23 protein-coding genes are annotated in these 23,468 nt (G+C 44.9%); 12 read left to right on the forward strand and 11 right to left on the reverse strand.

The features are described 5' to 3' along the window. Nucleotides 1–50: 50 nt before the first annotated feature. Together G395_RS0105375 and G395_RS0105380 are read right to left on the reverse strand one after the other, a co-directional pair. Nucleotides 51–404: an SdpI family protein gene (locus G395_RS0105375; protein WP_084439414.1), complete on the reverse strand. Its 354-nt coding sequence runs from the start codon at nt 402–404 to the stop codon at nt 51–53. A gap of 45 nt (nt 405–449) precedes the next feature. Further along, on the reverse strand, nt 450–917 hold the full coding sequence (locus tag G395_RS0105380) for a hypothetical protein (protein ID WP_026629126.1): 468 nt from the start codon (nt 915–917) through the stop codon (nt 450–452). A gap of 393 nt (nt 918–1,310) precedes the next feature. On the opposite strand from G395_RS0105380, the gene G395_RS0105395 reads away from it, so the two are divergent. After that, a complete protein-coding gene (locus G395_RS0105395; RefSeq protein WP_169720003.1) occupies nt 1,311–1,739 on the forward strand; it encodes a PH domain-containing protein in 429 nt (142 codons plus the stop codon). A 233-nt stretch (nt 1,740–1,972) separates the two neighbouring features. After that, complete coding sequence (locus tag G395_RS0105400) at nt 1,973–2,398, forward strand: helix-turn-helix domain-containing protein (RefSeq protein WP_026629128.1); 426 nt, start codon at nt 1,973–1,975, stop codon at nt 2,396–2,398. Nucleotides 2,399–2,445: 47 nt separating this feature from the next. On the opposite strand, the gene G395_RS32650 is transcribed toward G395_RS0105400, so the two are convergent. Both G395_RS32650 and G395_RS0105410 read right to left on the reverse strand, forming a co-directional pair. Continuing rightward, nucleotides 2,446–2,757: a helix-turn-helix transcriptional regulator gene (locus G395_RS32650; protein ID WP_051350010.1), complete on the reverse strand. Its 312-nt coding sequence runs from the start codon at nt 2,755–2,757 to the stop codon at nt 2,446–2,448. Between the two features lies 1 nt (nt 2,758). Then, nucleotides 2,759–3,316, reverse strand: coding sequence for a hypothetical protein (locus G395_RS0105410; protein WP_026629129.1), 558 nt, complete (start codon nt 3,314–3,316; stop codon nt 2,759–2,761). Nucleotides 3,317–3,477: 161 nt separating this feature from the next. Here G395_RS0105410 and G395_RS0105415 point away from each other — a divergent pair, with 161 nt between their 5' ends. Continuing rightward, on the forward strand, nt 3,478–4,845 hold the full coding sequence (locus G395_RS0105415; protein WP_026629130.1) for an MATE family efflux transporter: 1,368 nt from the start codon (nt 3,478–3,480) through the stop codon (nt 4,843–4,845). A gap of 15 nt (nt 4,846–4,860) precedes the next feature. On the opposite strand, the gene G395_RS28670 is transcribed toward G395_RS0105415, so the two are convergent. Further along, nucleotides 4,861–6,993 carry a PAS domain-containing sensor histidine kinase gene (locus tag G395_RS28670; RefSeq protein WP_157486560.1) on the reverse strand — a complete coding sequence of 711 codons (2,133 nt, stop codon included), beginning with the start codon at nt 6,991–6,993 and terminating at the stop codon, nt 4,861–4,863. Nucleotides 6,994–7,224: 231 nt separating this feature from the next. Here G395_RS28670 and G395_RS31980 point away from each other — a divergent pair, with 231 nt between their 5' ends. Both G395_RS31980 and G395_RS31565 read left to right on the forward strand, forming a co-directional pair. Continuing rightward, nucleotides 7,225–7,680 (forward strand): hypothetical protein, encoded by a 456-nt coding sequence (locus tag G395_RS31980; protein ID WP_157486562.1) that lies wholly within the window; start codon nt 7,225–7,227, stop codon nt 7,678–7,680. Continuing rightward, nucleotides 7,619–8,083, forward strand: a complete 465-nt coding sequence (locus tag G395_RS31565; RefSeq protein ID WP_229204022.1) for an erythromycin esterase family protein — start codon at nt 7,619–7,621, stop codon at nt 8,081–8,083. Before G395_RS31980 ends, G395_RS31565 begins: the two co-directional genes overlap by 62 nt. Before the next feature lie 105 nt (nt 8,084–8,188). Here the strand turns inward: G395_RS31565 and G395_RS0105440 are convergent, their stop codons facing one another. From G395_RS0105440 to G395_RS0105470, 5 genes are all read right to left on the reverse strand, one after another. Next, a complete protein-coding gene (locus G395_RS0105440; RefSeq protein ID WP_229203995.1) occupies nt 8,189–8,512 on the reverse strand; it encodes a DUF3253 domain-containing protein in 324 nt (107 codons plus the stop codon). A 9-nt stretch (nt 8,513–8,521) separates the two neighbouring features. After that, nucleotides 8,522–9,541, reverse strand: a complete 1,020-nt coding sequence (locus G395_RS0105445; protein WP_157486564.1) for a T9SS type A sorting domain-containing protein — start codon at nt 9,539–9,541, stop codon at nt 8,522–8,524. Further along, a complete protein-coding gene (locus tag G395_RS0105450) occupies nt 9,427–11,394 on the reverse strand; it encodes a hypothetical protein (RefSeq protein WP_026629135.1) in 1,968 nt (655 codons plus the stop codon). The genes G395_RS0105445 and G395_RS0105450 overlap by 115 nt, the downstream gene beginning before the upstream one ends. 410 nt (nt 11,395–11,804) lie before the next feature. Continuing rightward, complete coding sequence (locus G395_RS0105460) at nt 11,805–13,016, reverse strand: serine hydrolase domain-containing protein (protein ID WP_026629137.1); 1,212 nt, start codon at nt 13,014–13,016, stop codon at nt 11,805–11,807. A 316-nt stretch (nt 13,017–13,332) separates the two neighbouring features. After that, on the reverse strand, nt 13,333–14,010 hold the full coding sequence (locus tag G395_RS0105470; protein ID WP_026629138.1) for a tetratricopeptide repeat protein: 678 nt from the start codon (nt 14,008–14,010) through the stop codon (nt 13,333–13,335). Between the two features lie 315 nt (nt 14,011–14,325). On the opposite strand from G395_RS0105470, the gene G395_RS0105475 reads away from it, so the two are divergent. The 3 genes from G395_RS0105475 to G395_RS0105485 are packed head-to-tail and all read left to right on the forward strand — an operon-like array spanning nt 14,326 to nt 18,152. Beyond that, nucleotides 14,326–15,330 carry an ABC transporter transmembrane domain-containing protein gene (locus G395_RS0105475; protein WP_026629139.1) on the forward strand — a complete coding sequence of 335 codons (1,005 nt, stop codon included), beginning with the start codon at nt 14,326–14,328 and terminating at the stop codon, nt 15,328–15,330. Next, nucleotides 15,323–16,702: an HlyD family secretion protein gene (locus G395_RS0105480; RefSeq protein WP_026629140.1), complete on the forward strand. Its 1,380-nt coding sequence runs from the start codon at nt 15,323–15,325 to the stop codon at nt 16,700–16,702. The genes G395_RS0105475 and G395_RS0105480 overlap by 8 nt, the downstream gene beginning before the upstream one ends. Before the next feature lies 1 nt (nt 16,703). Next, the gene (locus tag G395_RS0105485; protein ID WP_026629141.1) at nt 16,704–18,152 is read left to right on the forward strand and encodes a TolC family protein; all 1,449 of its coding nucleotides are present in this window, start codon (nt 16,704–16,706) and stop codon (nt 18,150–18,152) included. Between the two features lie 657 nt (nt 18,153–18,809). On the opposite strand, the gene G395_RS0105495 is transcribed toward G395_RS0105485, so the two are convergent. Beyond that, nucleotides 18,810–19,652 carry an AraC family transcriptional regulator gene (locus G395_RS0105495; RefSeq protein WP_026629143.1) on the reverse strand — a complete coding sequence of 281 codons (843 nt, stop codon included), beginning with the start codon at nt 19,650–19,652 and terminating at the stop codon, nt 18,810–18,812. Between the two features lie 74 nt (nt 19,653–19,726). Here G395_RS0105495 and G395_RS0105500 point away from each other — a divergent pair, with 74 nt between their 5' ends. From G395_RS0105500 to G395_RS0105515, 4 genes are all read left to right on the forward strand, one after another. After that, a complete protein-coding gene (locus G395_RS0105500; RefSeq protein ID WP_026629144.1) occupies nt 19,727–20,608 on the forward strand; it encodes an SDR family oxidoreductase in 882 nt (293 codons plus the stop codon). Between the two features lie 116 nt (nt 20,609–20,724). Then, entirely contained in the window at nt 20,725–21,540 is an 816-nt protein-coding gene (locus G395_RS0105505) for an oxidoreductase (RefSeq protein ID WP_026629145.1), read from the forward strand. 5 nt (nt 21,541–21,545) lie between these two features. Continuing rightward, nucleotides 21,546–22,367 carry a helix-turn-helix domain-containing protein gene (locus G395_RS0105510; protein WP_051350012.1) on the forward strand — a complete coding sequence of 274 codons (822 nt, stop codon included), beginning with the start codon at nt 21,546–21,548 and terminating at the stop codon, nt 22,365–22,367. Between the two features lie 140 nt (nt 22,368–22,507). Beyond that, nucleotides 22,508–23,353, forward strand: coding sequence for a chromate resistance protein ChrB domain-containing protein (locus G395_RS0105515; protein WP_026629147.1), 846 nt, complete (start codon nt 22,508–22,510; stop codon nt 23,351–23,353). Nucleotides 23,354–23,468 lie beyond the last annotated feature (115 nt).

A 23,468-nucleotide genomic window follows, 5' to 3' on the forward strand; every position in this document is an offset into this window, starting at 1 on the left:
CAAGGAACCAGTTCGTATTGTCTATATAATGATTAGTATAAAGCTAAATGTCAACTTAAATAGTTGCCATCAGCGTCAAATTTTTTTCGAAGATTATACTCGGTAATTGGGATAACTAAAATCGACAAAACGGCAAGCAAGGAACTGCACAGATAAAATGAAGTCATGCCGCCAACAAACAAATAAGAGCTAACAGTGAGCATACAAAAAATGATTGATACCCGAATTTGAATCCTCGCACTGTAGCGATTCGCTTCCCGCCATGTCTCTTCATTTTTCATGGATAAGGGCGTGCGGTATCCAACGAAGGGATTAATGCCGCCCGGTTTAACAAACAGCACCAACATCAGCACAACCATACTGCATATCATAAATCCGATATGGCCTAATAGTATTATGTTCATAGTTATATTAGATGACAAGTGAAGATACACCAGCTATTCTATAAGTTAATTTCCTTTGATAATAAGTAACAGCGCCGGATTTCGAGGCGATTTCTGTAAATCTTGGCCGTTGTACTGAAATCGCGTGTATTCATATACAGCAAAGCATTTGTTGTCGGTTTGCCTAAACGAGACGTTCAATGTGTCAGAATCTTCACTATTCAAATGAAGTATCATCGAGCATTTACCGCTAATATTTTTTTGGAAATCTGCCGCAAAAACAAACCCTCCCACAGTTGGTACGAACTCCTTATTTAAAACGATCCACTCTTTTTCTTCAAAATCAAAAAGCCTGATAGAGTCAGCTGAGTAGTAGGATTGCGTAGTGTCCACGAGATTTTTTCCTTCCCGGTTCACGATCGAAAACCTGATTGGCGGTGTTATCGCGGCATCGCCAGTATCTGAGCAATTATCACAGGCAAGAAAAGCAATGCTAAGGGCTAAAAGAGATAACAATATGCAAAGTGCCTTCATTTTGTGAGTAATTTTCAACGTAGACACAGCTCATTGACTTTTAGCTGGCGTCGGCATATGATTGTGTCATTCATAACCCTTAATTTGCGCTAAACCCCTAACCGAAAGCCAATACAGCACTATGCAGAATGGCACCAGAATAAATATGTTGCTGCTGACGAATTTAACCATAATGCTGGCTGATATAGCAACTATCCAGATGCTAAATAAGTATTTTGCCCATGGAAGCTTGTTCATGATTATTGCTGTTTAAACTCTCTGTTATTCCTGAAAATAGTAAAAAAATGAGTAAATGCCAAAATAGTGGGTTGCTTTCTTCGTGCCAGGAACTTGAAGGATTTTGATTCGCATATTCGTATATTGAGTCATTAATGAACCGTTACGATGTTGAACGTGAATAAAAAAACTTACAAATCTGAAATAGGCCCTGAGCTATCCATTTCAATTTCAGGCGTGCTCATGATTGTCAGCATCTTGCTTACTACAAAAGGAGGCTGGGCCGGTTTGGCAATTGCTGCAGTGATAGCAGTGTTCCTTTTGCATTTGTTTTCGACTACATTTTACCAAATTCTCGGCGATCAGCTCAGGATTAAATCCGGGTTTTTGATGGACAGGAGGATACCCATTAGATCGATCACAAAAATCGTCGAAACTCGCAACCCGTTAAGTTCTCCCGCACTGTCATTGAACAGATTAGAGTTGAAGTTTAATCGCTATGACAGTATAATGGTTTCTCCCAAAGACAGGACTCACTTCATTGCTGACCTTTTGGAAATCTCAGAAAACATTGATGTCCCATCTTCTTACATTTTGAAGCACTGAACTTTAATGACCGAAGCTCAATAACCTGCAATGTGTTGCCGTTGCCTGATCGAAAAGAAATAAGCGCGTCGGTAGTATCCTGGCCTGAACCATTTCTTTTTTCGCATTAGATGTGCTTGGATGCAGTACGCCACAAATCCGTCGCGTAACATACATTGCAATGCCTGAAGATATCCGGGCACTTCCCGGGAGATTTATATAAATTGCTTTTTTTAACAAAACAATCTTTCCACATGACACATACTACCGCCAATCCAAAGATTCACGAAGGTCGTAACTTAAAGCGTTTCAGGGAAATGCTTGCCGTAAAACAAGAGGCGTTGGCCATCGAGCTTGGCGAGGACTGGAACCAGCAGAAAGTTTCCCTACTTGAACAGAAGGAACAGATCGATTCAGATATTTTGGAACAGGTCGCAGCAATTTTGAAGATTCCAGGGGAAGCAATCCGCAATTTTGATGAACAGCAGGCTGTGAATATTATTTCAAATACATTTCAAGATAGCTCATTTGTTAATGTCGGAAATACGCCAACATTCAATATCAATCCAATTGAAGAAATCAGAAAGCTTCATGTCGAGAAAATGGAGCTTTATGAACGGATGTTAAAGGAAAAGGATGAAATGATTGGGCGGCTGGAGCGGTTGATTGGGAACAGTTAATAAGAAATTGGCGAGCTATCGAAATGCCAAGAACCTAACTTACTAACTCACCCCACCTTAACTCCAATCAGCTCAACTCCCAAAACTTCCTCGATTCTAACAATCGTATCAATGGTAAAATTGCTGTTCCCTTTCACCCAGGAATTTACCGTTTGAGGCGTCACTTCCAATTTTTCTGCCAGATCTTTTTGGCTCATTCCGAGTGTTCGCAAGTGGGAAAGAATATTTATGGCAATGGCCCTGGACTTTTCAAGGGCTTTGGGATTTTCAGCTTTTCGCGCTGCACGCTCTTTCCATTTGCTGGATTCCGCGGCGGTGACCGATTCTAATTTCTGTAATATTTCTTCTCTCGCTTGCATATCATTCAAAATCAATATATCCCCAATCTTCTACCGTTTCTATATTTAGTTCTTTCAAAAATCTTACGACCACATTTAATTTTTCGAGTTCTCTTTTCAAATGTTCACGCTCATTCATCGCTTTGGTTAATTTAATGGCACTTCCAGAGATTACAAAAAAGTCATAATTAAGTCTTACAGCATACATCCTAAGCCATGATTTCGCACCAGTTCCGTAGGCTTTGCTCTTTTCATTAACCACTTTGATTCGAGCGACCCGATCCAGCGGTTTAAAAATATCTCCCAGCTTTTGCCGAAAGTCCTGCCCTCGCGCTACTTTCAAAAGTTGCCTTTCAAACTCATCAGCTTCGGACAATGTTATTGAAACAGCTTGACTTACTGAGCAATGGCCATAAAAATCCGTAATAAGGTCTTCTTCATGCTTAGTAAAAAATGTTTCTAAATGCTCTGGGTCATTCCAGCATTTAAATGCAAGGTCATATTCATTTTCCTCATTTTCTTCAAACCGTGCTGCCCAAAGTGTCTCAGGAACAATGCGTATAAGCTCAACAATCTTCATGATTATAACCGCAAGTGTGCGAATTGATAATGTGTGTAAAAACTGACATAGGGTAATTCTCCAAAGCTAATAAAAGTTTCGAAAAATCAGATTATAACCTGATTTTTAAAAATCCAGGATTACATTACCTTTGCGCCCCGCATTTCAGAAAACCTTCCGCCATGATCGCGACGAATCAATTAGGAGAAGCGCCTATCAGGACGCTGTTTTTTCAAAATTATGGCCCTGCGATCATCAGTCTGCTGTCTTCTATCATTCACCAGGTCATTAATGGGATTATCCTCGGACAACAAGTGGGAAAGGATGGCCTGGCGGCTGTTGGGTTGTACGGCCCTGTTGTGATCGTTCTGGTAGCACTGAGCTTACCTATTATGATTGGTGGCGGCGTGCTGATCGGTAAGAGTATCGGAGCGGGAGACTTTAAGCAGGCTCAACAGGTCTTTCAATTTGCTACAACAATTGTTATTTTACTTGGCACTTTTGTATCCATCACTGCACCGTTTACAGCAGTTCCTCTTGCCCGGTTCCTGGCTGGGGCGGCTAATGTTACTTTGGCGGAAAACACGGCGGACTATGCTTTCTGGCAGTTGGTGGGGCTGCCGTTTTTCTTTCTGGGAATGATCTGGGGAAACTTTGTGCGTGCGAACAATGTGCCGAAGGTCTCACGAAATGCTTCCATTGTGGCTGCCGGCGTCAATGTCGTTCTGGATCTGATACTCATTGTGGCTTGCGGAATGGGGGTTAAAGGCGCATCCATTGCCACAGCAGTGGCATTGGCCACTGGCGCAACCTACCTTTTTGTATACATTTTAAAAGGGAATACGCACCTTAGTTTTTCAACATTTCGGTTTACCTTGAAACTTCCGCAGTGGAAAGACTATTTTAAAATAGGACTTCCTTCATTTGCGTCCGAAATCGCATTTTCGTCGGGCTTGCTGTTGATTAACCAGTCGCTGATCGGTTTCGGAGCCACAGCAGTGGCTGCATTTGGTTTGGTGAACTATCTCAGTTTCCTGCTCATCCGACCGTTTACCGCGGCAATGATCGCCGCACTTCCCATTATGTCATTCAATATAGGTGCAAAACAACCGCAGCGTGTGTTACAGACTTTGCATTTCGCACTGGGTTTTACAGTGTTGCTGGGGATTGTGGTGACTGCAATTGGCTTATTTGTATCGGATCAGTTGATAATGGTATTTTCGGGAGACGAGAACATTGCTTACAGGAAAATTGCAAGCCAGGCGATGGGATTATATTTTTTGCTTTTTTTAGCGGCAGGGCCGAATTACCTGCTTGCAGCCTTTTTTCAAAGTACAGGGAAAACAATTATATCCTTGGTTATCAATTTGTTAAAAGGATTTTTACTAATTACACCAGCGCTTATGATCCTTCCTGAATATCTGGGCCTACCGGGCATTTGGCTATCCAGATCTTTGGCCGAAATACTGACTTTAATCATCGTCGCAGCGTACACATTGTATTATAAGGATCGGTATTTTGCCGTCAATGCAATTGTGCCGAATACTTAATCGGTATGCTTAGCTTTATGCATGGCCGATAACAGGAAAGTATAGTTTGAACGACGCGCCGAGTCCCCGGCTGCTTGTTGCCATGATCGCCCCGCCATGATTCTCCATTACTTTTGCACAAATAGCTAAACCTATACCCGTTCCGGCAAATTCGTTTTTACCATGCAACCGTTGGAAAACCTGGAATATGCGTTCCTGGTATTGTTCGTCGAAACCAATACCATTATCGGTAACTTCAATCTGGTAATAAAAATCCGTCCGGCGGGCAGGCTTGACAGATGGCGGTAAATCGGTCGAGGAAAGTTTAGCAGACTTAATCTGGACCAGAGGAGCCACATTAGCATGCCGGAATTTGAGGGCGTTGCTCAGTAAGTTTTGAAATAGTTGGCCTAATTGTAAACGATTTCCGTATACAATTGGCAGCTCATCTATTTGAACGATGGCACCGGTTTCAAGAATAGTCAGTTCAAAGTCTGGCAAAATGCCTTTAATAATGGCTCGCAGCGATATCTCATGATTGTCGCTGCCCTGGCTTGTAAGGCTTGAAAAACTCAAAAGGTCATCGATGAGCGTAGACATCCGGCTTGCTGCTGCCCGCATCCGCTCCAGATAGTTTAAACCATTGCCAATTTGGGTCCCATATTGTCTTTGAAGGAGGTCACCGAATTGTTGGATCTTACGAAGGGGCTCCTGTAAGTCGTGACTGGCTACATAGGCAAACTGCTGCAAATTTTCGTTCGAGCGGATAAACAATTGGTTGGCTTTTTCAAGCTCCTCATTGATAGCAATATACTCCTCGTTCTGGGCTGCCAGTTCTTCATTAGCTGCGGCCAGCTCCTTTGTCCGTAATTCCACAAGGCTTTCAAGCTGGTGCTGGTGCTGCCTTTCTACCGTAACATCCTGCGCCGACCCCACCAACTTGTAGGCGACTCCCTGGTTATCGTAAATGACTTTACCTCTTGCATGCACGATCCGCTGCACATCGGACTTATAGGCGATCAACCGGTATTCAGCGTCGTAAACCCCATCGGATCCAGGCAGAAGGGCCTGTGCAATGGCGGAATTTACCCGGCCACGGTCCTGCGGGTGAATGGGTTGGTATACCTGATCCAGTGGCATTTGCTGATCGCCAAAGCCAAACCAGTTTTGAATATTTCGTGAGTAGGTCACTTTACCGGTAGGAATATCCAGTTCCCAGGATCCAAGTTCGGCCAACTCGACGGCACCGCGGAGGCTGGCTTCGGCATGCCGGAGGTCTTGCTGGATCACTACCAGGTCGGTCACGTCGGCGGCGGTGTTCATTACGCCGTAAATCCGGCCGTCCGAATCACGAAGCGGAGTGAATGTATAGTTGAAATAAAAGAGTTTTAAATGCCCGTCAATCATGAGATCAACCCGCTGGTTTTTGGCTTCATATGCTTTCCCCGTAAAGTAAACGGAGTCGAGCTGCTCATAAATCCCCGTCCCGGCCAGTTCTGGCAGGATTTCAGCATAACATTTACCGACGATATCATTGCCTTTACCCCAAACATCAATAATAGCCTGATTCACCAGTTCAATCCGCATCTCCCGGCCCACGTACACGCCAATCGGGAATGGTGCACTTTCTACCAAATTCCGCAAGCGGGCCGCACTTTTTTCCAGGCCTGAAAGCTGCAACTGGCGGGTACCGACCGCAGAACCGTCTGGTACGCAGGTTATTAAAACACCATTTAAAGAATAATTATCATCTTTGAGAGGGCTGACGCTGCACTTAAAACGCGTTCGTTCAGCATCTGAGCCTGCAGGCAGATGGAGGTCTTGATCTTGCAGGTTAATGGCATCCGCGCCAGCCATAACTGACGATACTACTGAACCAAGGGATGTCCAGAATGCAGTATTTTTATCCAAAGATCTGCCAAACCAGGATTTCTCCTCACCGCTGCCAAGATATTCCTGAAATGCATCATTATACAGAGTAACGAGTTCCGGCCCCCAGCATATGAGCATTGGAATCCGGGCGCTCAGCATCATCTGGACAAGTGTACAAAGGCTCTTTGGCCAATGATTTGGTGTTCCGATTGGCGAAGCAGACCAATCAAATTTTCGGGCAAATTCGCCCATCTGTCCCCCACCGTCTAAAAACCGGAAATCGTAATTATTATTCAACCCTAGACAATCGTATTTATCGTTTCGGAAAGTTAAACAATCTCTGTTTATAATTAAAACCGGGAAAGTGGGTGTAACCTATGCTTCCGGGACGATCCGTGGCTTTATTTTTCCGGATATATTTGATTTATACCAATAGTAACTGGAAGTCAACTTACGGCAATTCTACCATAAGTATAAAATCCACAATCTTTCTTTAATATATAGTTTACTTATACAAACAGTCATATTATGATAGCTATCCGATCTTCTGTAACCTTTCTATTGCTATTAGTGCTTTTTGCTACCCAGGAAGTCCACGGCCAGGATAATAGCCTGTCAGAGCGCATCAAGCGTGTTGCCATTGTTCTTGACTCATCGACTTTATCAAGTTATGCGCCCTTCGATCTGGGATTTGGGATTAATCCGGATTTTAAAGTAATGGGGATCGGCGAACAGTCGCACGGCACTTCTGAGTTTTTCAAGGCGAGAATTTCTTTGATTAAATTCCTGGCCAAATCGAGTGGTGTGACCAAAATAGGACTGGAAGCCCCATTCGCGGAAGTGGAAAATTTGAAAGCAGTTCCTAATGCTCAACAATCCAGAAAACAACTTCCAGGCGCAGTCGACATTGCGGGATTCGCTGATGGCAGAAAATGTTCTCAATGCATTAAAACCCGGCCAAAAGATGATAGTTCTGGCGCATAATGGTCACGTACAAAGGACGCCAAATACCTATTCCAAAAGTATGGGATACTTTTTATCTCAGAAACTGGGCACTCAATACCAATGTATGGCAATTACAACGTCCACCGGATATTATACCGCGTTCACGCCCGCAGCCGGAAAGGTTACAGACAAAAATCCGATCCCTAATGCGAAGGTCGGCACTTTCGAACACGAGCTTTCTAAAATACGAAAACCAATGTTTTTCTTTAATACATCAATGGTCAGAAAGCAGCGTGGCAGTGGGACTTTGCCAGATCAATACAAACTGCTCCCATTTGGCGTGACAGACCAGCCATTTGTAAGCGGAAATCTGCTGGACGACTTCAACTACGTACTTCACATTGAAAAGACTTTTGGAAACCAAAGTTTTTACCTAAAATAAGGGCAGGAGATTAAAATGCCTGAGAAAGTGGGTATTCCAAATAATGAAGAAAGCAACGCGCATCTGGATCGTCTGGCAAAAGGGAATACCATCATTCTATAAACTCTATTCTGAGCCAATTTTAATGCGGACCGGCCCCTTGATATCATGGACATCAACCGGCACTCCCTTTTGCGTTATCATTACGCTGCCTTTTTTGTGTAGATCAATGGCTACCCCGAGTACATCTTTCATATGTGTGCGCCAGTCGTCAGGAAATAGCTTGCGCGCGATTTCTGAGGGACACGTACTTTTCTCAACACCACGATCAATGGCGGTAGACAGGATGGTTGTGGCTATTTTCTCGTAATACTGCATACGTATGCTACTTAAATAGGTTTGCAGAAACAACATAAAGATCCGGACCAGCTGTGGACATTTCAATATCATATTGTCGCCTCATTCAACCATCATCTTCCGGGTTTCAGAACCATTGTCGGTTTCAAATTTCAGCAAATACATCCCTGCTGGCATTGGGCTTAGGACAAATCCGGTGTCTGTGCGCCCGATAACCTTTATGCCGATATTCCTGCCTTTCAAATCCAGGACCTGAATGTTACTAACCTTGCTGCCTGACTGGACTGTAACCGTTGTGCCTGCGCTGACCGGGTTAGGATATACGTATTTTTGCAAATCTTTTTCATCAGCCTGCAAACTTACCACGCGGCTGAATGCGTGGCTCCCGTCAACATCCACAGCACGAAGCCGATAATAGACAACCGATGCCAGGGCGGCAAATGTTGTATCTGTGAACGAATACCTATGCGCTTCTATTCCATTTCCGGCTGCTCGAACCGTTCCAACCGCATTGTAACTTTTACCGTCAACGCTTCTTTCAATATCAAAATGCGAAGAATTTACTTCATCGGTTGTTCTCCATTTTAATAAGGCGCTTCGTTCCGCCTTCTCAGCTGTAAAGCTGACCAGATGCACAGGCAAAGCCGTTTCATTCACATTACTATGCACGAAGAATCCCGAAAAGCCCGTCACATGAAAGCTCACTTCCCAGCGCTTTGCCATATCATTCCAAACAATGTCTTCATTCTCAGGATTGATTAGCAGCACGGCAGGCCCGTTGCCTGTCCAGCCGGTATAAGTGTCGGGAAAGCCATATTCGCTTGTTCCGTGATTTTGCGTGACACGAATGTTGTGAATGCCATCGCTATCCGCTGGACCGGTTGGCAAAGCCGGTGCGCTTTCTCTGTTGTTATTAAAATCGTCAAAATCGGATTGTGCATAGAACAATGTAACGCGCCCGGTTGCTGTGTTGGCATTGGCAGCGGGAGTAATATCATAATAGCGCCTTACATAAGGCTGACCGGCAGAAGGGGCCGATTGTGCAACATATACTTTGCGCTGACAGCACCACTCACGGCCGTGCCTGCTGACGATGGCGCTATTATGCCGATTTCGCCACAATCGTTTGCAAATGTGACCGGAGCTCCGGCAATTGTTTCCGTCACTTCCGAGTGATCGTCCGCCAAGTGATCATCAGCCAGTGAACCGCTGTTCACAATCACATAAAAGTTACCTGCACTATATCCTACCAGCGAATAATCATATACATTATTTTCAGTAACAAGAAATGTCCACCCCCCATTAGTGGCTGTGCCCAGGATGCTGTTACATAATTTCGCAACTCCTGACGAGGCTGCCTGCCCGGTAAAAGGAGTAAATGCCCCTGCATTGTAATTGTCTCCATTATTCCATTGAAATGCACTTACAAAATAATGCTTACTACCCCAACCTATGATCACAGTACTAAAATTATACGCCGGGGACCCGACCACCGAGTTGGAAACGCTCACGGGGCCAGTTATTCCCGTATTTCCATCGCCCCAGGTCACTGCGCCAATATAATTATCGGCAACGCTTTTCCAATACATGCTTGATACCACATAATTCCCGTTGCCTAGTTGCCGGGTATCGAATCCAACCTTATCGTCTTCCGTTAATCCTACCAGTGAATTGGAAGCGCTTACCTCACCCGTGAGCGCGTTAGTCCCACTGCACCAGGTCACAGCACCTGCATCCTTTACTGGACCATTATCCCAGTTAGAGCTTGTAACCACATAGTTCCCGTTGGCAAGTGGAATTACATAGCCTACCCCATCGTCCTGCGATGATCCTACCAGTGAATTGGAAGCACTCACAACACCGGTCATTCCAGTAGTTCCGTTGGCCAATGTGGCAGCTCCCGCAGCATTGACTTCGCCATTGCTCCAGCCAAAACTCGAGACAACATAATTACCGTTGGTCAAAGCAGTTATAAAGGTCCCCACGGCATCACCATGTGTGGCGCCCACCAGCGAATTTGACGTGTTCACAGTCCCTGTCAGACCCGTAGCACCATTCACCCACGTCGCGGCCCCCACTCTTACTTCTGGTGCAATCTGCCAGGCAGCACTTCCAACAACGTAGTTACCATTACTTAAAGCGACAACATTGCCTATAAGGTCACCCGTTGTCGAACCCACCAGCGAGTTGGAAGCCGAGATAATGCCTGTCAGTCCCTTGGTAGCGTCTACCCATACTACGGCACCAACATCTCTTACGGGCCCATTATCCCAATATGCACTAGCAACCACGTAGTTTCCATTGGTAAGTGCGGTTATTCCACCTAGGTAACGATATGCTTCCGTTCCTACCAGTGAATTAGCAATATTCACTTCTCCCGTTACTCCGGTAACACCGTTTCCCCAAGTTATTGCTCCTGCATCGCCCAAAGGACCATTGTCCCAGGTTTCACTTCTGACCACGTAATTTCCGTTAGCAAGGGCAAGGACTTGAATGCCCACTTGGTCATTAGCACTTGAACCCACAAGAGAATTGGACACAGTTACCGCACCGGTTAATCCTGTTGTGCCACTGGCCAAAGTTACCGCTCCTGCATTGCTCGCAGAACCATTACTCCAAAACGGACTGTTTATGACGAAATTTCCATTAGTTAATGCCGTCACTCCAAGAATTCCCACATGGTCATTCGCCTTACTGCCTGTCAGGATGCTGATCAGTTTATGGGTTGCACCGTTATAAAGATACACCGCAGCAACCTGAGGAATTGCTCCGTTGCTCCAGTCCGGATCTGTTACGACATAATTTCCATTGGTTAATACCGTGATTTTGGAACCAAAACTTCCGCTGCCGGGAGGACCGGCAACTTGTGTTCTCTGAGCCGTCGATACGCTGATATTGATAAATAGCAGGAAAAGGACCTGAATTATCCATATGCCCATTTGAGGCTTATAATTCGCTTGTAGCTGTGTATACATGTCTTAAAGTTTTTGATACAATGAGAACAAATTATACTTTTTTCAGATTTTATTTAACAATTTTAAGTTTAGAATTAAACATACTTATTAAAAGGTCGATTTGAGCCGTGGATAGGCATAGTGTCTGGCGCGAGGTGCCTTGCCGCAAAAAATCCATTCGTAATGATGGATCATAATTTAAACCGGACCGCCTGCCCATTCTTCGTTTTCAAGGCGAATATATGGCTCCGGCCAAGACTGACTGAATAGATATGCAGGTTTGGCAGACAACGGATTTTTAGGATATATGCGCACTTCTACGTCAAAATGAAAATTCTTTTCAGAAGGAAGGATGTCAACGCAAAAATCCCGGCAAATGCCGGGATTTTTGCACATCATCTACTCAAACTTAAATCCTGGAAAAATACATTCTATTTTTCCAATGATTTTTCAAACCTTTTTGCGATTTCTACCGGATGATTAACTGTTACAGATATTGGAGAATTTGCAAATAGGGCTACCTGAGCTTTGCCAAAATCCATAATTATTGTATTGCATCTATATCCTAAGCCGGTTTTATAATAGTACTTCCCAATTGTACCATTAAGTGCACCGTCAAAGCCAAAAAGCTTGTTTTTCATTAGGTGAAGATCGGCAGCGCTTACTACTTTTAACTGAGAGACCGCAGACTGAAGGTGAGCAAACTGAGATGCGCTCATGTACAATCCCGTTGCACCAGCATTGGCAGAGACAACAGCTTTATCTATTCCTGCGGCGGTTCCTTTTATTTCTAAATATCCTTGTGTCGATAGGTGCGGCTGCATATAACCTCCGTCACCCCACGCTTGCCAGTCGATTAAACTTGCTTGTTTAATTCCGGCCGGAAGAAATACATTTTCATAAACAATTTTCCGAAATTCCGCTGCATAAATGTTAAAGTTTAACGGAGCCTGATTAAGTACTTTCAACAGCGTTGAATTACCCTTCTTACTCTTTTCAACAGCGTCAACATAAGGAGTGATAATCCCTAATAGTATATAATTGATATCGTTAACTTTGCGCAAACTGGTATTGACCTCACCTTTAACAGAAGCCATAATTGATTGTTCCGTTCCGCCATTAACCAAACCTGTTTGGTGAGACAGTAAATGCTCAAAGTTTAATGATTTGAATCCTGGGCTTGGCTCCCACCCCTTTGGTAAGTAAGGCCACACTTTTGTTTGTAACGAAAGATTATATCGTTTAAGGATTTTAAGAACCGCAAGCGCTGTAACATATTGTGTTGCCTGAAGTGATTCCTGCTGCACCAAGGCGCCATGCTGCTTCTCGCCACCTGCTTCAAAGGCTTTGCGGGCAAACCCCTCACCACCATTTCCTACAAAAAATTCTTCTCCATTGGACATAATTGAATAGCCGAAACCAACATTCTGGTCTTCCATGTATCTTTCAATTTCTTCGGCGAAGGTAAACGCATTGAACTGCGTTGGCTGGCCAATAATAAGCTTCGCATTCGCATCATCGCTCAGCTCCTGCTTTTCCACTGCGCTCTCCTGTAAGATCTGCTCTTCATTGCAAGCACTTACAAACAAAACTGAGCTAAAAATAAGGTAGCTAGATACTGATTTCAAAAGTTGTGTTTTCATTTTTTAAAGATTTGTATAAATGATTTTTTCATCGCGGTGCTCTTACACTTTGATCGCAACAAAGGTCGGGAGACGTAAAGAGCCAAGCTTTTAACTTATGTTAATAAGTATAAAAAAGTATAAAATCTGAAATCACAACAATCTATTCTTATTCCTTGGAAAACTCACTTAGAGACGAACAATGCAATCCGGACAGTGTTTGGTTCAGCGGGGAGTTTGATTGTGGCTGATTGAGGCGAGTCGGCAAAAAGCATTAAGACCACCGCCAGGCTCAGCAAGCTTTTCAACTTCAATAGCATGGTAATTCCGCTGCAAATTACAGCGGGTACAAAGACTTTTCTCCTTGTTTGATCACTTCGCTCAGTTGTGCTGCAAGTTCTTTTGCTTTGCCGAGATCCCCTTTTTTCTGATATACTTTGTAAAGTCCCCAAAGAGCATTTGCGCTGTTGGGACGTTTTTTGGCCAGGTCTTCATATGCCTGGATCGCCAGATCGTATTTCCCGGCCTTCAAATAAACCTCCCCCAGGCTGATCAGCACGGGCCTGGCGTATGAGGGCGGTTCGCTGTAACCGAGGTCATGTTCCTTTTTTTCTGCGATTTTAAGCAGACGAATCGCTTCCCCATTATTATTTTCAAGGCTTTGGATCAAACCCTGCAATTCCAGTGATGCCACATTCAGGTCGCCCAGCCTTCGCGATGCTATCGCGTCGTTGGCCGGAGATTGGTTGCCGTTGCGGTACAAATGCGCGTCGAGAGCGTCGGAATATTTTTTGGCTTCTTCGGCTTTGCCTCTTTTTACGGCGTCCATTCCCATTGCAAAAAGATACAGGCCGTCCTTATATGCAATGGCCTTTGTGGTAAAGATGCTGTCTTTGTCGTTGATCAGTTGCAGGCGGTCAGCAGCTTTTTTGTAATAGCCAAAACAGAGCTCCATCTTGGCAGGGACAACAATCCCCTGGTAAAAAAAGCGACCTTCATAGTTTGAAATACACATGGCCCGCTCATTTTACTTAATGCCAAAAAGAGTTTAAGATACCCGGCGAAGACCAAAATACCCACTTATTAAAATGGAATTGGAATTTCATTAGAACGAAATTAGACCAACGTTTGGTGACTATCGGTGACTCGTTTCCAGTGCCTAAATTTTTGGTATTATATCGTAAATGTGATGTACAACATAAAGAAAGTGATGGTTTTGGAACGATTTTAGAGAATTGGCCCTTGCGTGTTTTCGTTATTAATCCGGCTCAGTGATGTACTGTCCTTTACAGAAACCGTAAACAGCCGTCTCTATTACATTTGCATATTAATGGGTAAAAAATTTAAGGTCGAAGTGCCAACCCCCTGGCAAAGGCTCATGGGAATGCTTTATGTCGAACGTTCGACAATCAATTACATATTTATTTACGCCATCCTGATCGGCTTGATCGGACTAACACTTCCACTCGGGACAACGGCAGTTTTCAACCTGCTTTCCAATGGTGCATTATACAGTTCGACATACGTGCTGATCGGCGTTGTCCTGATCGGAATCATAGTCGGCGGGATTTTGCTCATCGGGCAGCTGACGTTGGTGGAACTCATCGAGCAAAAAATATTTACGAAAGCCACGCTCGAATTTGCTTACAGATTTCCGCGGATCAAAAAATCGGAATTGGAGGGTGAAAGTCCGCCGGAACTGGTAAATCGATTTTTTGATGTAATTACCATTCAAAAGGGACTGACAAAACTTCTTGTTGATATTGTAGCAGCGGGTGTTCAGATCGCGCTGTCTGCGATTTTGCTTTCATTCTATCACCCCATATTTATGACTTTCGGACTGTTGACAGTGATGGCTACCATTCTGGTACTTTTCCTGTATTACAAAAGAGGCGTCCAAACCAGCATTGAGGAGTCGCATTACAAGTACGAGGTGGTGGCTTACCTGGAATCTGTGGCGGGTGACCTCGACCTTTACCGCGGACAACCCGACAAGATGAGACAGGTGATTGTGAATACCGACCGCATTACAGCGGATTATTTACAGGCAAGAAACGATCACTTTTGGGTGCTTCGCAAATTTTTTGCCAGCTCGGTCATCCTGAGAACCTTGCTGATGGGCGGTTTGCTTTTTTTAGGATCTTATTATGTTGTGCAAAGACAAATGACACTCGGGCAGTTTGTTGCCGCGGAAGTAATCATTGTACAGATCAGCTACGCCATTGAGAAATTTATGACCAGTTTGGATACCATTTTTGATATGGTGACCGGAAGCGAGAAAATTGCCGCGGTGACTGATCTGGAATTGGTAGAAAGTGAGGTGCACCATGGCTAGATATGGTATTGACGTCACCAGCCGGGTTGATTGGGAGGAACTCGGCGTGCTCTCCGACAAGCAGATTTTGAAAACGCGCGGGCCAAGATTGCTCGGCCGCGTTATGCTGATACTCCTGTTTCTATTCCTCATTGTGCTCTTTCTGCCCTGGCGGCAGACGATCCCGGGGCGTGGCACCGTGACCGCATTGACCCCGGAAGACCGGCCGCAAACAGTTCAGAACCAAATCGGTGGCCGCATTGAGCGTTGGGCCGTTCGCGAGGGGCAGCAGGTCCAGAAAGGAGATACGATACTGGTGCTTTCAGAAACAAGTCAATCTTACTTTGATCCGAATTTGCCTCAGCGTTTGCAGGAACAACTGAGAGCAAAAGAAGGATCCGAAATTGCTGCAGCCCAAAAAATGGATGCTACCAACGATCAAATCGATGCCATGACAAATGGCCTGAAATTTCAGCTAACGGCGGCAGAAAATAAAGTAGACCAGGCTGTCAATTACGTGCAGGCAGACAGCGCCGACCTCGTGGCAATCCAGAAATTTTATGAAATCAGTAAATCCCGGCTCGAACGTTACGAAGCGGGTTATCGGAACGGCCTTTTTTCACTGACCGACATAGAAAGCCGCCGTTTAAAGTTACAGGAGGATAATGCCAAAGTGGTAAGCCAGGTCAACAAGCTGAATAACTCGCAGCAGTCGCTCCTGAATGCGCGCATTGAACTGGATAACATTCGCGCCAAATACATGGAATCCGTTGCCAAAGCACGTTCCGATTTAAGTTCTGCATTGTCTAGCCGGGTGAGTGCGCAGGGAGAAATAGCAAAGCTGCAGAATGAGATTTCAAACATTAACATTCGGCGTGGGCTATATGTAGTGCGTGCCCCGCAGAGTGGTTTTGTTGTAAAAACACTGAAAGCCGGAATTGGTGAGAACATCAAGGAAGGCGAATCCATCGCCACGCTGCAACCCTCGAAACCGAGCGTAGCAGTGGAAATATATGTGGATGCCATGGACGTGCCGCTAATCCTGGACAGTAGCGAGGTTCGCCTTCAATTCGAAGGGTGGCCTTCCGTGCAATTTGCAGGCTGGCCATCGGTGGCGGTGGGCACATTTGCCGGCAAAGTGACGGTTATAGACCTGGTAAGTAGCAATAATGGTAAATATCGCATTCTGGTAACCCCTTCAAATCCGGCACCTTACAACGACGAGCCATGGCCGAAACAGCTGCGACAGGGTTCTGGCGTGTACGGGAGGGTGATCTTGCGTTCAGTGCCTATATGGTACGAAATATGGCGATTACTGAATGGCTTCCCGCCAAGTCTGGAAAATGAGCCCGATAAAGCAGATGGTGGTGGAAAAAAGGATAAAGCGAACTAAAATGAACATGACAATAAGACGGGGCATCCTTGCCCTCTGGCTATGCCTCTTGCTGTTTGTCCAGAGTGTGTTTGCAAGCGTAGCATCTGTCCCCGACTCTACAAAAAGTTTTTCGATAGCAGACCTGCGTGAGCTAGTGATGCAGAACAATCCGGTCGTTAAACAAGCCGGGTTACTGAGCGCTGCCGCACGGGCGAGGGTAATCCAGGCGCTTGGCAGTTTTGACCCAAACCTTAAAGCGTCATTCGACCAGAAGCAATTTGGTGGAAAAAATTACTATAACCATTGGACAAGTGAATTAAAAGTGCCTCTGTGGCTTGCAGGAGCTGATTTAAAGATCGGGTTCGACAGAAATGTGGGCAGTTACACAAATCCGGAAACTACCACGCCGCTGACAGGTCTGGGTGGCGTGGGCATTAGTGTGCCGATCGGCCAGGGGCTGCTGATTGATGCTCGGCGAAATACCCTGCGTCAATCGCGCGTCATGGTGGAATATGCCGAAGCAGAAAGGGTCAATGAGATCAACAAAGTTTGGTTTCAGGCCGTGAAAGATTACTGGAACTGGTTTTATGCGCATCAGCAATACCAGCTCATCCGTCGTGGCGTTGAGCTGGCAACCACGCGCTACACTGCCACGCGTAATCAGGCATTACTGGGCGAAAAGCCTGCTATTGACTCCGTAGAAGCATTTATTACGGTGCAGGAAAGATCGATCCAACTGGCTAAAATTGAAATCGAGATCCAGAATTCCAGATTGGTTCTTTCCAATCACATCTGGGACGAAAAAGGAAATCCGCTCGAATTGCCGGAAGACGCCGTTCCCGTCAACGCCGACTCTGCTGTAGCTATTGTATCGGCCTCCCACCTCGATGATTTGCTGAACCGTGCCGAAGACAACCACCCCAAGCTTCAAATGCTTCGCAATAAGGGGGTCCAGCTCGCTATTGAACGCAATTATCTGCGTGAAATGCTGAAACCAAAACTCAATGTCAGCGGCTCGCTGCTGACCACACGCAGGGATTTCAATTCTTACGTGCCTGATTATTACGACGTTGGCTGGAACAATTATAAAGTAGGTTTTGATTTCTCGTTCCCGCTGTTCCTGCGCTCGGCAAGAGGTAAACTGAATGAGATCAGAGTGAAGCAAATGGACCTGAACCTCGATGTTCAAAACGAAGCACGAACCATTCAAACCAACATCCGCAGCTCGTTCAACAACCTGAAAGCATACCAGACGCAACTCAGTATCCAGACGCAAAGCATTGTTAATCAAAAATTTCTGGTTCGCGGTGAACTTCAAAAATTTGATCTCGGTGAAAGCACATTATTTCTAATCAACAGCCGCGAATCCAAGCTCATCGACATGATGATAAAACAAGCAGAACTCGTAACCAAATACCAGCAAGCCCTAGCGGACCTCTACTACGAAGCCGGGGTAAACCAGGATTGATTGGGCTAGAGTTAGCAGCGTGGTGTGTTGAACCGGCGTCGTGGCATACCTGCTATTGTTCGAATGCCTATTGCCTCCTTAAAAGTGAGAAGGAAACGTTGGCTATAAAAGCAAGTTGAGCTACTGCGAATACAACAAGGAGTATGAAGGGATTTACAATCGACAATGACGGCGTTGCGACGATAGTGAGAATCAATACTGTTGTTACAAGATGTAGAAGGAAGAATAGGTAATTAGGCTTTTTGCCTGCCTTATCAAGTAGCCAGTATACCATTCCAAAAAACCATAAAAGTATGGCTAATGCGGTAGCGTATTGGGCTACGGTAATTACATAATAGGTATCATAAAGCTGAAAATCTATTGTATCCTTTCTGAATAACAAACCTAGCAATATAATAATAGGTACGCTCAACCAGCATAGGACATAGGGCGCGGTCCAAAGAAATGTTTGCTTATTTGAGATCATGTGGAGCTATATTTTCCCAGGCAATATAAAACATCGGTTCGTGATAAAATTGAAATGTTTTACACTACCAATTAAAATTTTTGGACTTTTTTGAATTACCGAAACTCGAATTTTTACTGAGGACATGAGGAAGTTAGCCGGTGTCGGAGGATAGTCTTGCCAAAATGCCCGGCGGCCAAATAGGTTGTCGCTTATGCCGGCGCACGGCTTACGCAAAAAGTTTTTCCCAAAAACTCCTGAACAAATTTTCTGGGTGTAGTAGCGAGGTAATACTTGAAGTCCTTAATGAGGTGACTCTGGTCGTGATAGCCGAACTGGGCAACGAGGGCCAGCCAGTCAACTTCGTCTTCTTGTTTTTGAATAAATTCGATAACCTGTTTGAAACGAAGCAAGCGGGTAAGTTCTTTGGTAGAAAATCCCATGTATTTTTTGAAACGCATTTGCACCATCCGCTCGGATAAATTGGCGTCAGCAGCAATTGCTTTTGAAGGTATTCCAAAATCAATGTTGCTATCTCCAAAACCTGCCAGTAAGGGAATGCTTTCTTTTTCAGGTGCTTTGATAAATGCATGACCGTGTGCGATCAGCAACCTAATGCGGTCTTCGGTTGTGGGCATTCCTGCAAGTGCATTCCATAACGCGTCGAATCCGGCAATACCCAGCAACTGGTCGGGATCATAGATTTTTTCGGCTTCCATTTGTTCCGCCGGAATGTTGAAAAGCCTGTAAAAGCCATTGTGGTTGAATGTGACTACAATGATGTCCGTTTCCGGCCACACCTCATAATGCAGCATTTTCCGCAACGGTCCCAGCACTACAACCTTTCTCGTTTCATGCTCCTGAAACGCGCCATTACCAAACGACAATGGCAAAGGAACGCCAAAATTAAATATCAGCATGATTTCTAAACTTGGCGACAAGAACTGAGGCGTCCGTTCAAAATCGAGGTCTGTTTGAATACAGTAAAAGTGCTTGATCACGTCGGCCAATGCAGCCGGAGCGTCAAAGTGCGTACCAATGGATAGCTTAGTCATTTCGTTTTCTTACAATTTTACCGACCATAGCTCGCTTAATTTTGACCTAAAATAAAACAAAAACTTTATCCAAAATGGCAACATCAGAATCAACAAAGTTATTGGTAACCGGTGCAACGGGAACGATTGGAAAAGAATTATGCAAAATACTGTCAGCCAAAGGCGTGCCCTTCAAAGCCATGGTTCGTTCGGTCGCTCTTGCGCAGAACATGGACGATCTGGCCGGAGCCGAACTTGTAACCGGCGATTTCAATGACTCCGAATCATTAAAGTCAGCATTAACCGGAGTCGAACGGGCATTTTTGCTGACGAACTCATCGGAGCAGGCAGAACGGCAGCAGATTAGATTTGTCGACATAGCGCAAGAAGCTGGTGTTAAGCACATTGTTAAGCTGTCTCAATGGGCCGCAGACGCTGAGTCACCGGTGCGCTTTTTGCGTTACCATGCTGCGGTTGAAGCACATATCCGCAAGTCGGGAATGCTATATACCTTCCTAAGACCCAACCTTTTCATGCAAGGATTGCTCGGTTTCCGGGATTCAATTCGTTTTCAGGGACAGTTTTACGGTGCCATTGGCGATGCTAAAATCAGCATTGTGGACGTACGTGACATAGCGGCCGCCGCCGCCGCAGCGCTCACCGATCCACGACATGAAAATCAGGTTTATGCATTAACCGGTCCGGAAGCATTGTCGCACCACGAATTGGCGGAAACGCTTTCTGCTGCCGTCGGCCACTCCGTTACATTTATAGATCTTACTTCTGAAATGCTTGAAGAAATGCTCTTGAAGGTCGGCTTCTCAACCTGGCAGGCTGAGGGGCTTGTGGAAGACTATGCGCATTATAAGAAAGGCGAAGCTTCGGAAGTGGCTCCGGGCATTATGGATGCAACCGGAACAGCACCGCGCACATTTAGCGATTTTGCAAAAGACCACGCGGCGCTGTTCCGGCCGTAGCGGTTGTGTGAATGTCGAACTTCTCAGCACACAAACTTGGACTTTTCAACACATCCGCACCTGCGAGCCTAAGTTACCTTTGCCATATAATTTTTATCAAAAGAAAACTTAGGCAAATGAAAAAGACAGTATTGATAACAGGGGCTTCGGCTGGAATTGGCAAAGCGACTGCCATTTATCTCGCCCAAAATGGTTATAATGTGTATGGTGCTGCACGCAGGACCGACAAAATGCAAGACTTGAAACCTTATGGCATTAAGCCGATTGCTCTCGATGTTACAAAAGATGAAAGCTTGAGAGCGTGCGTGGATCAAATTTTCCAGGAAGAAGGAGGCATTGATATTTTGGTAAATAATGCAGGCTTTGGGTTGGAGGGTGCAATCGAAGATATACCCATGGAAGATGCTCGCTATCAATTAGAGGTCAATGTATTTGGCGCTATGCGCTTGGCACAACTCGTTTTACCCAGGATGCGCGAAAACAGGTATGGCAAGATTGTGAACATTTCGTCCGTTGGCGGTAAGATCGCCTTTCCAATGGGTGGTTGGTACCATGCGAGCAAATTTGCACTGGAAGCATTAAGCGATAGTATGCGCAGTGAGGTTAAAGAATTTGGCATCGACGTGATCGTTGTGGAGCCAGGCGCCACCCGATCTGAATGGGGCAATGTTGCAACTGATATTCTCATGAAAGTATCAGGTAAGACGGCTTACAAAGACCTGGCAACAAAAACACATAATGTATTTACCCGGTTAAATAAGGATATAGCCGAACCGGAAGTCATCGCCAAGCTTGTAAGGAGTGGAATAGAAGCAAAAAATCCAAAAACCCGGTATACGACTTCCCAAATGGCCTCCTCGCTTTTGCTATTTTTGAGAAAGATTTTATCCGACAAGCAGATGGACAGATTGATCATGAGCCAAATAAAATAACCGCAATGGAATCCTCACCAATGGAAAAACTCGTTATTCAGCATAATTTTCTTTATGCGAAAGGGCATCAAAAAACACAAAGCAGTGAACATTATTTTCCCGACCATGCCTTAAGAATTATGCTGTCAGGCGAATCACAATATTTTTCGAATGAGGGAACATTTGTGATGAAAGAAGGCACAATCTGTTTAATGCGGAGGAATGAATTATTCAAAAAGCTCAAAAAAGCCGGTCCGGACGGCGAACCACCGGCATTGATCAGCATATTCCTGGATCAACAAACTTTACACCAGTATGCAGCAATAAACGATATCCCAAAACAAAGCGGGTATAGAGGGGTCGCTATGATTGACCTGACAGGTAATGCGTTTTTGAAAGGATTTTTTGATTCATTACTGCCTTACATCGACCATCCGAGCAAATTGACAGCAAAGATAGCGGAGCTCAAAACCCGTGAAGCCATTGAGCTGTTACTTCAAAGCGGTGATATTTACCGAAGACTTTTATTTGATTTCCAGCAGCCGCATAAGATGGATTTGGAAACATACATGAACCACAACTTCAAGTATAACATTCCCCTGTCATCGTTTGCTAAACTTACCGGACGCAGCCTGTCTGCATTTAAACGGGATTTCACAAAGATATTTGAAACAACCCCGGAGAAATGGTTACAGCAAAAGCGTTTGGAGCAAGCGTACTATCTTATTTCAAAGAGAAAGATGCGGCCTTCGGAGGTTTATCTCGAAGTAGGGTTTGAAAACTTCTCGCATTTTTCATTCGCATTCAAAAAAACGTTCGGCACGACGCCAACTGAAGTAAATGTTTAAGACAGGGAGGATTTTCACCCGGGTGGCGTTTTTTCTAAAATCTGAAATACTTTCGGGTCTTCTAGATTTAGTTACCTTCCGAAGTTTTGTCAAGTGTCAATCGTTACCTTTGACGGACAAAACATCTTTGTATAGTCCCAATGAAATGGATCACCCGCGAACGCCCAAAAATTGATCGCATCGCCTGTCCCTGGCTGATCAAACGGTTCATTGATCCGGATGCACAGATCTTTTTTTTCCCATTTGATCAGGTCAAAGCAAAAGCAGCGGAACTGGGCGCTACGCCCTTCGATATTCCGGACACCGAATTTACTCATTATGAAGACCGCTGCACTTTCGACTTTTTTCTCGAAAGGTATGAGATCGAAGATCCTGCATTAAAGGATATGGCTGTCATCATCCGTGGGGCTGACACTGACGACCATTCCCTTGCTCCCCAGTCATCCGGGCTCTGGGCGATATCGGCTGGCCTTGCTTATAATGTCACTGACGATCAGGAACTGCTTGAAAAAGGAATGCTGATTTATGATGCGCTTTATAGCTGGGCAACGCACCTTCAGAAACAAAAGCACACCCAAAAACCAACCGAGAAGCTGCTGCTTGCTGTTTTTAATACTTACCTGGATAAACAGAAATCTGAGCACCTTAAGACCCCTAAATGGGCCAAAGAACTCAAAGAAATCATTCAGGACCAGATCGACACCAACCTAAGTCTAAGCCTGAAAGAAATTTCCGAGGGTTTACAAATACATCCGTCCTACGTGTCCCGCGAGTTTTCGAAGTATTTCAGCAACCTGTCCTTTGGTGAATACATTCGAAAGCTGCGCATAGAAAAAGCCGTAGACTTGCTTGCAAACCCCGACCATACCTTATCCGAGATTGCTTATCTGACCGGGTTCTCAGATCAAAGCCATTTCAACAGGATCTTCAAAGCCCAAACGGGACAAAACCCGTCGGATTTTCGGAAAAATTTGTCTAAAAAGTAATCTCTGTACAAATCCGTCATTTTCATTCTATCATTTGGTTGCAGGCTGACCTAGTATTGCAGTGTAAAGCAAATACCAGTGTGAACTTAGAGACATTCATGTCTTCGAAGAACAA

It is taken from the genome of Dyadobacter alkalitolerans DSM 23607 (genome assembly GCF_000428845.1).
Lineage (GTDB): Bacteria > Bacteroidota > Bacteroidia > Cytophagales > Spirosomataceae > Dyadobacter > Dyadobacter alkalitolerans.

Excerpts from the sequence above, each read along its gene's own strand:
- G395_RS0105375 (WP_084439414.1), bottom strand. The coding sequence starts at position 404 with ATGAACATAATACTATTAGGCCATATCGGATTTATGATATGCAGTATG.
- G395_RS0105380 (WP_026629126.1), bottom strand. The coding sequence starts at position 917 with ATGAAGGCACTTTGCATATTGTTATCTCTTTTAGCCCTTAGCATTGCT.
- G395_RS0105400 (WP_026629128.1), top strand. The coding sequence starts at position 1,973 with ATGACACATACTACCGCCAATCCAAAGATTCACGAAGGTCGTAACTTA.
- G395_RS32650 (WP_051350010.1), bottom strand. The coding sequence starts at position 2,757 with ATGCAAGCGAGAGAAGAAATATTACAGAAATTAGAATCGGTCACCGCC.
- G395_RS0105410 (WP_026629129.1), bottom strand. The coding sequence starts at position 3,316 with ATGAAGATTGTTGAGCTTATACGCATTGTTCCTGAGACACTTTGGGCA.
- G395_RS0105415 (WP_026629130.1), top strand. The coding sequence starts at position 3,478 with ATGATCGCGACGAATCAATTAGGAGAAGCGCCTATCAGGACGCTGTTT.
- G395_RS31980 (WP_157486562.1), top strand. The coding sequence starts at position 7,225 with ATGATAGCTATCCGATCTTCTGTAACCTTTCTATTGCTATTAGTGCTT.
- G395_RS31565 (WP_229204022.1), top strand. The coding sequence starts at position 7,619 with ATGGCAGAAAATGTTCTCAATGCATTAAAACCCGGCCAAAAGATGATA.
- G395_RS0105440 (WP_229203995.1), bottom strand. The coding sequence starts at position 8,512 with ATGATATTGAAATGTCCACAGCTGGTCCGGATCTTTATGTTGTTTCTG.
- G395_RS0105450 (WP_026629135.1), bottom strand. The coding sequence starts at position 11,394 with ATGTATACACAGCTACAAGCGAATTATAAGCCTCAAATGGGCATATGG.
- G395_RS0105460 (WP_026629137.1), bottom strand. The coding sequence starts at position 13,016 with ATGAAAACACAACTTTTGAAATCAGTATCTAGCTACCTTATTTTTAGC.
- G395_RS0105470 (WP_026629138.1), bottom strand. The coding sequence starts at position 14,010 with ATGTGTATTTCAAACTATGAAGGTCGCTTTTTTTACCAGGGGATTGTT.
- G395_RS0105475 (WP_026629139.1), top strand. The coding sequence starts at position 14,326 with ATGGGTAAAAAATTTAAGGTCGAAGTGCCAACCCCCTGGCAAAGGCTC.
- G395_RS0105480 (WP_026629140.1), top strand. The coding sequence starts at position 15,323 with ATGGCTAGATATGGTATTGACGTCACCAGCCGGGTTGATTGGGAGGAA.
- G395_RS0105485 (WP_026629141.1), top strand. The coding sequence starts at position 16,704 with ATGAACATGACAATAAGACGGGGCATCCTTGCCCTCTGGCTATGCCTC.
- G395_RS0105495 (WP_026629143.1), bottom strand. The coding sequence starts at position 19,652 with ATGACTAAGCTATCCATTGGTACGCACTTTGACGCTCCGGCTGCATTG.
- G395_RS0105500 (WP_026629144.1), top strand. The coding sequence starts at position 19,727 with ATGGCAACATCAGAATCAACAAAGTTATTGGTAACCGGTGCAACGGGA.
- G395_RS0105505 (WP_026629145.1), top strand. The coding sequence starts at position 20,725 with ATGAAAAAGACAGTATTGATAACAGGGGCTTCGGCTGGAATTGGCAAA.
- G395_RS0105510 (WP_051350012.1), top strand. The coding sequence starts at position 21,546 with ATGGAATCCTCACCAATGGAAAAACTCGTTATTCAGCATAATTTTCTT.
- G395_RS0105515 (WP_026629147.1), top strand. The coding sequence starts at position 22,508 with ATGAAATGGATCACCCGCGAACGCCCAAAAATTGATCGCATCGCCTGT.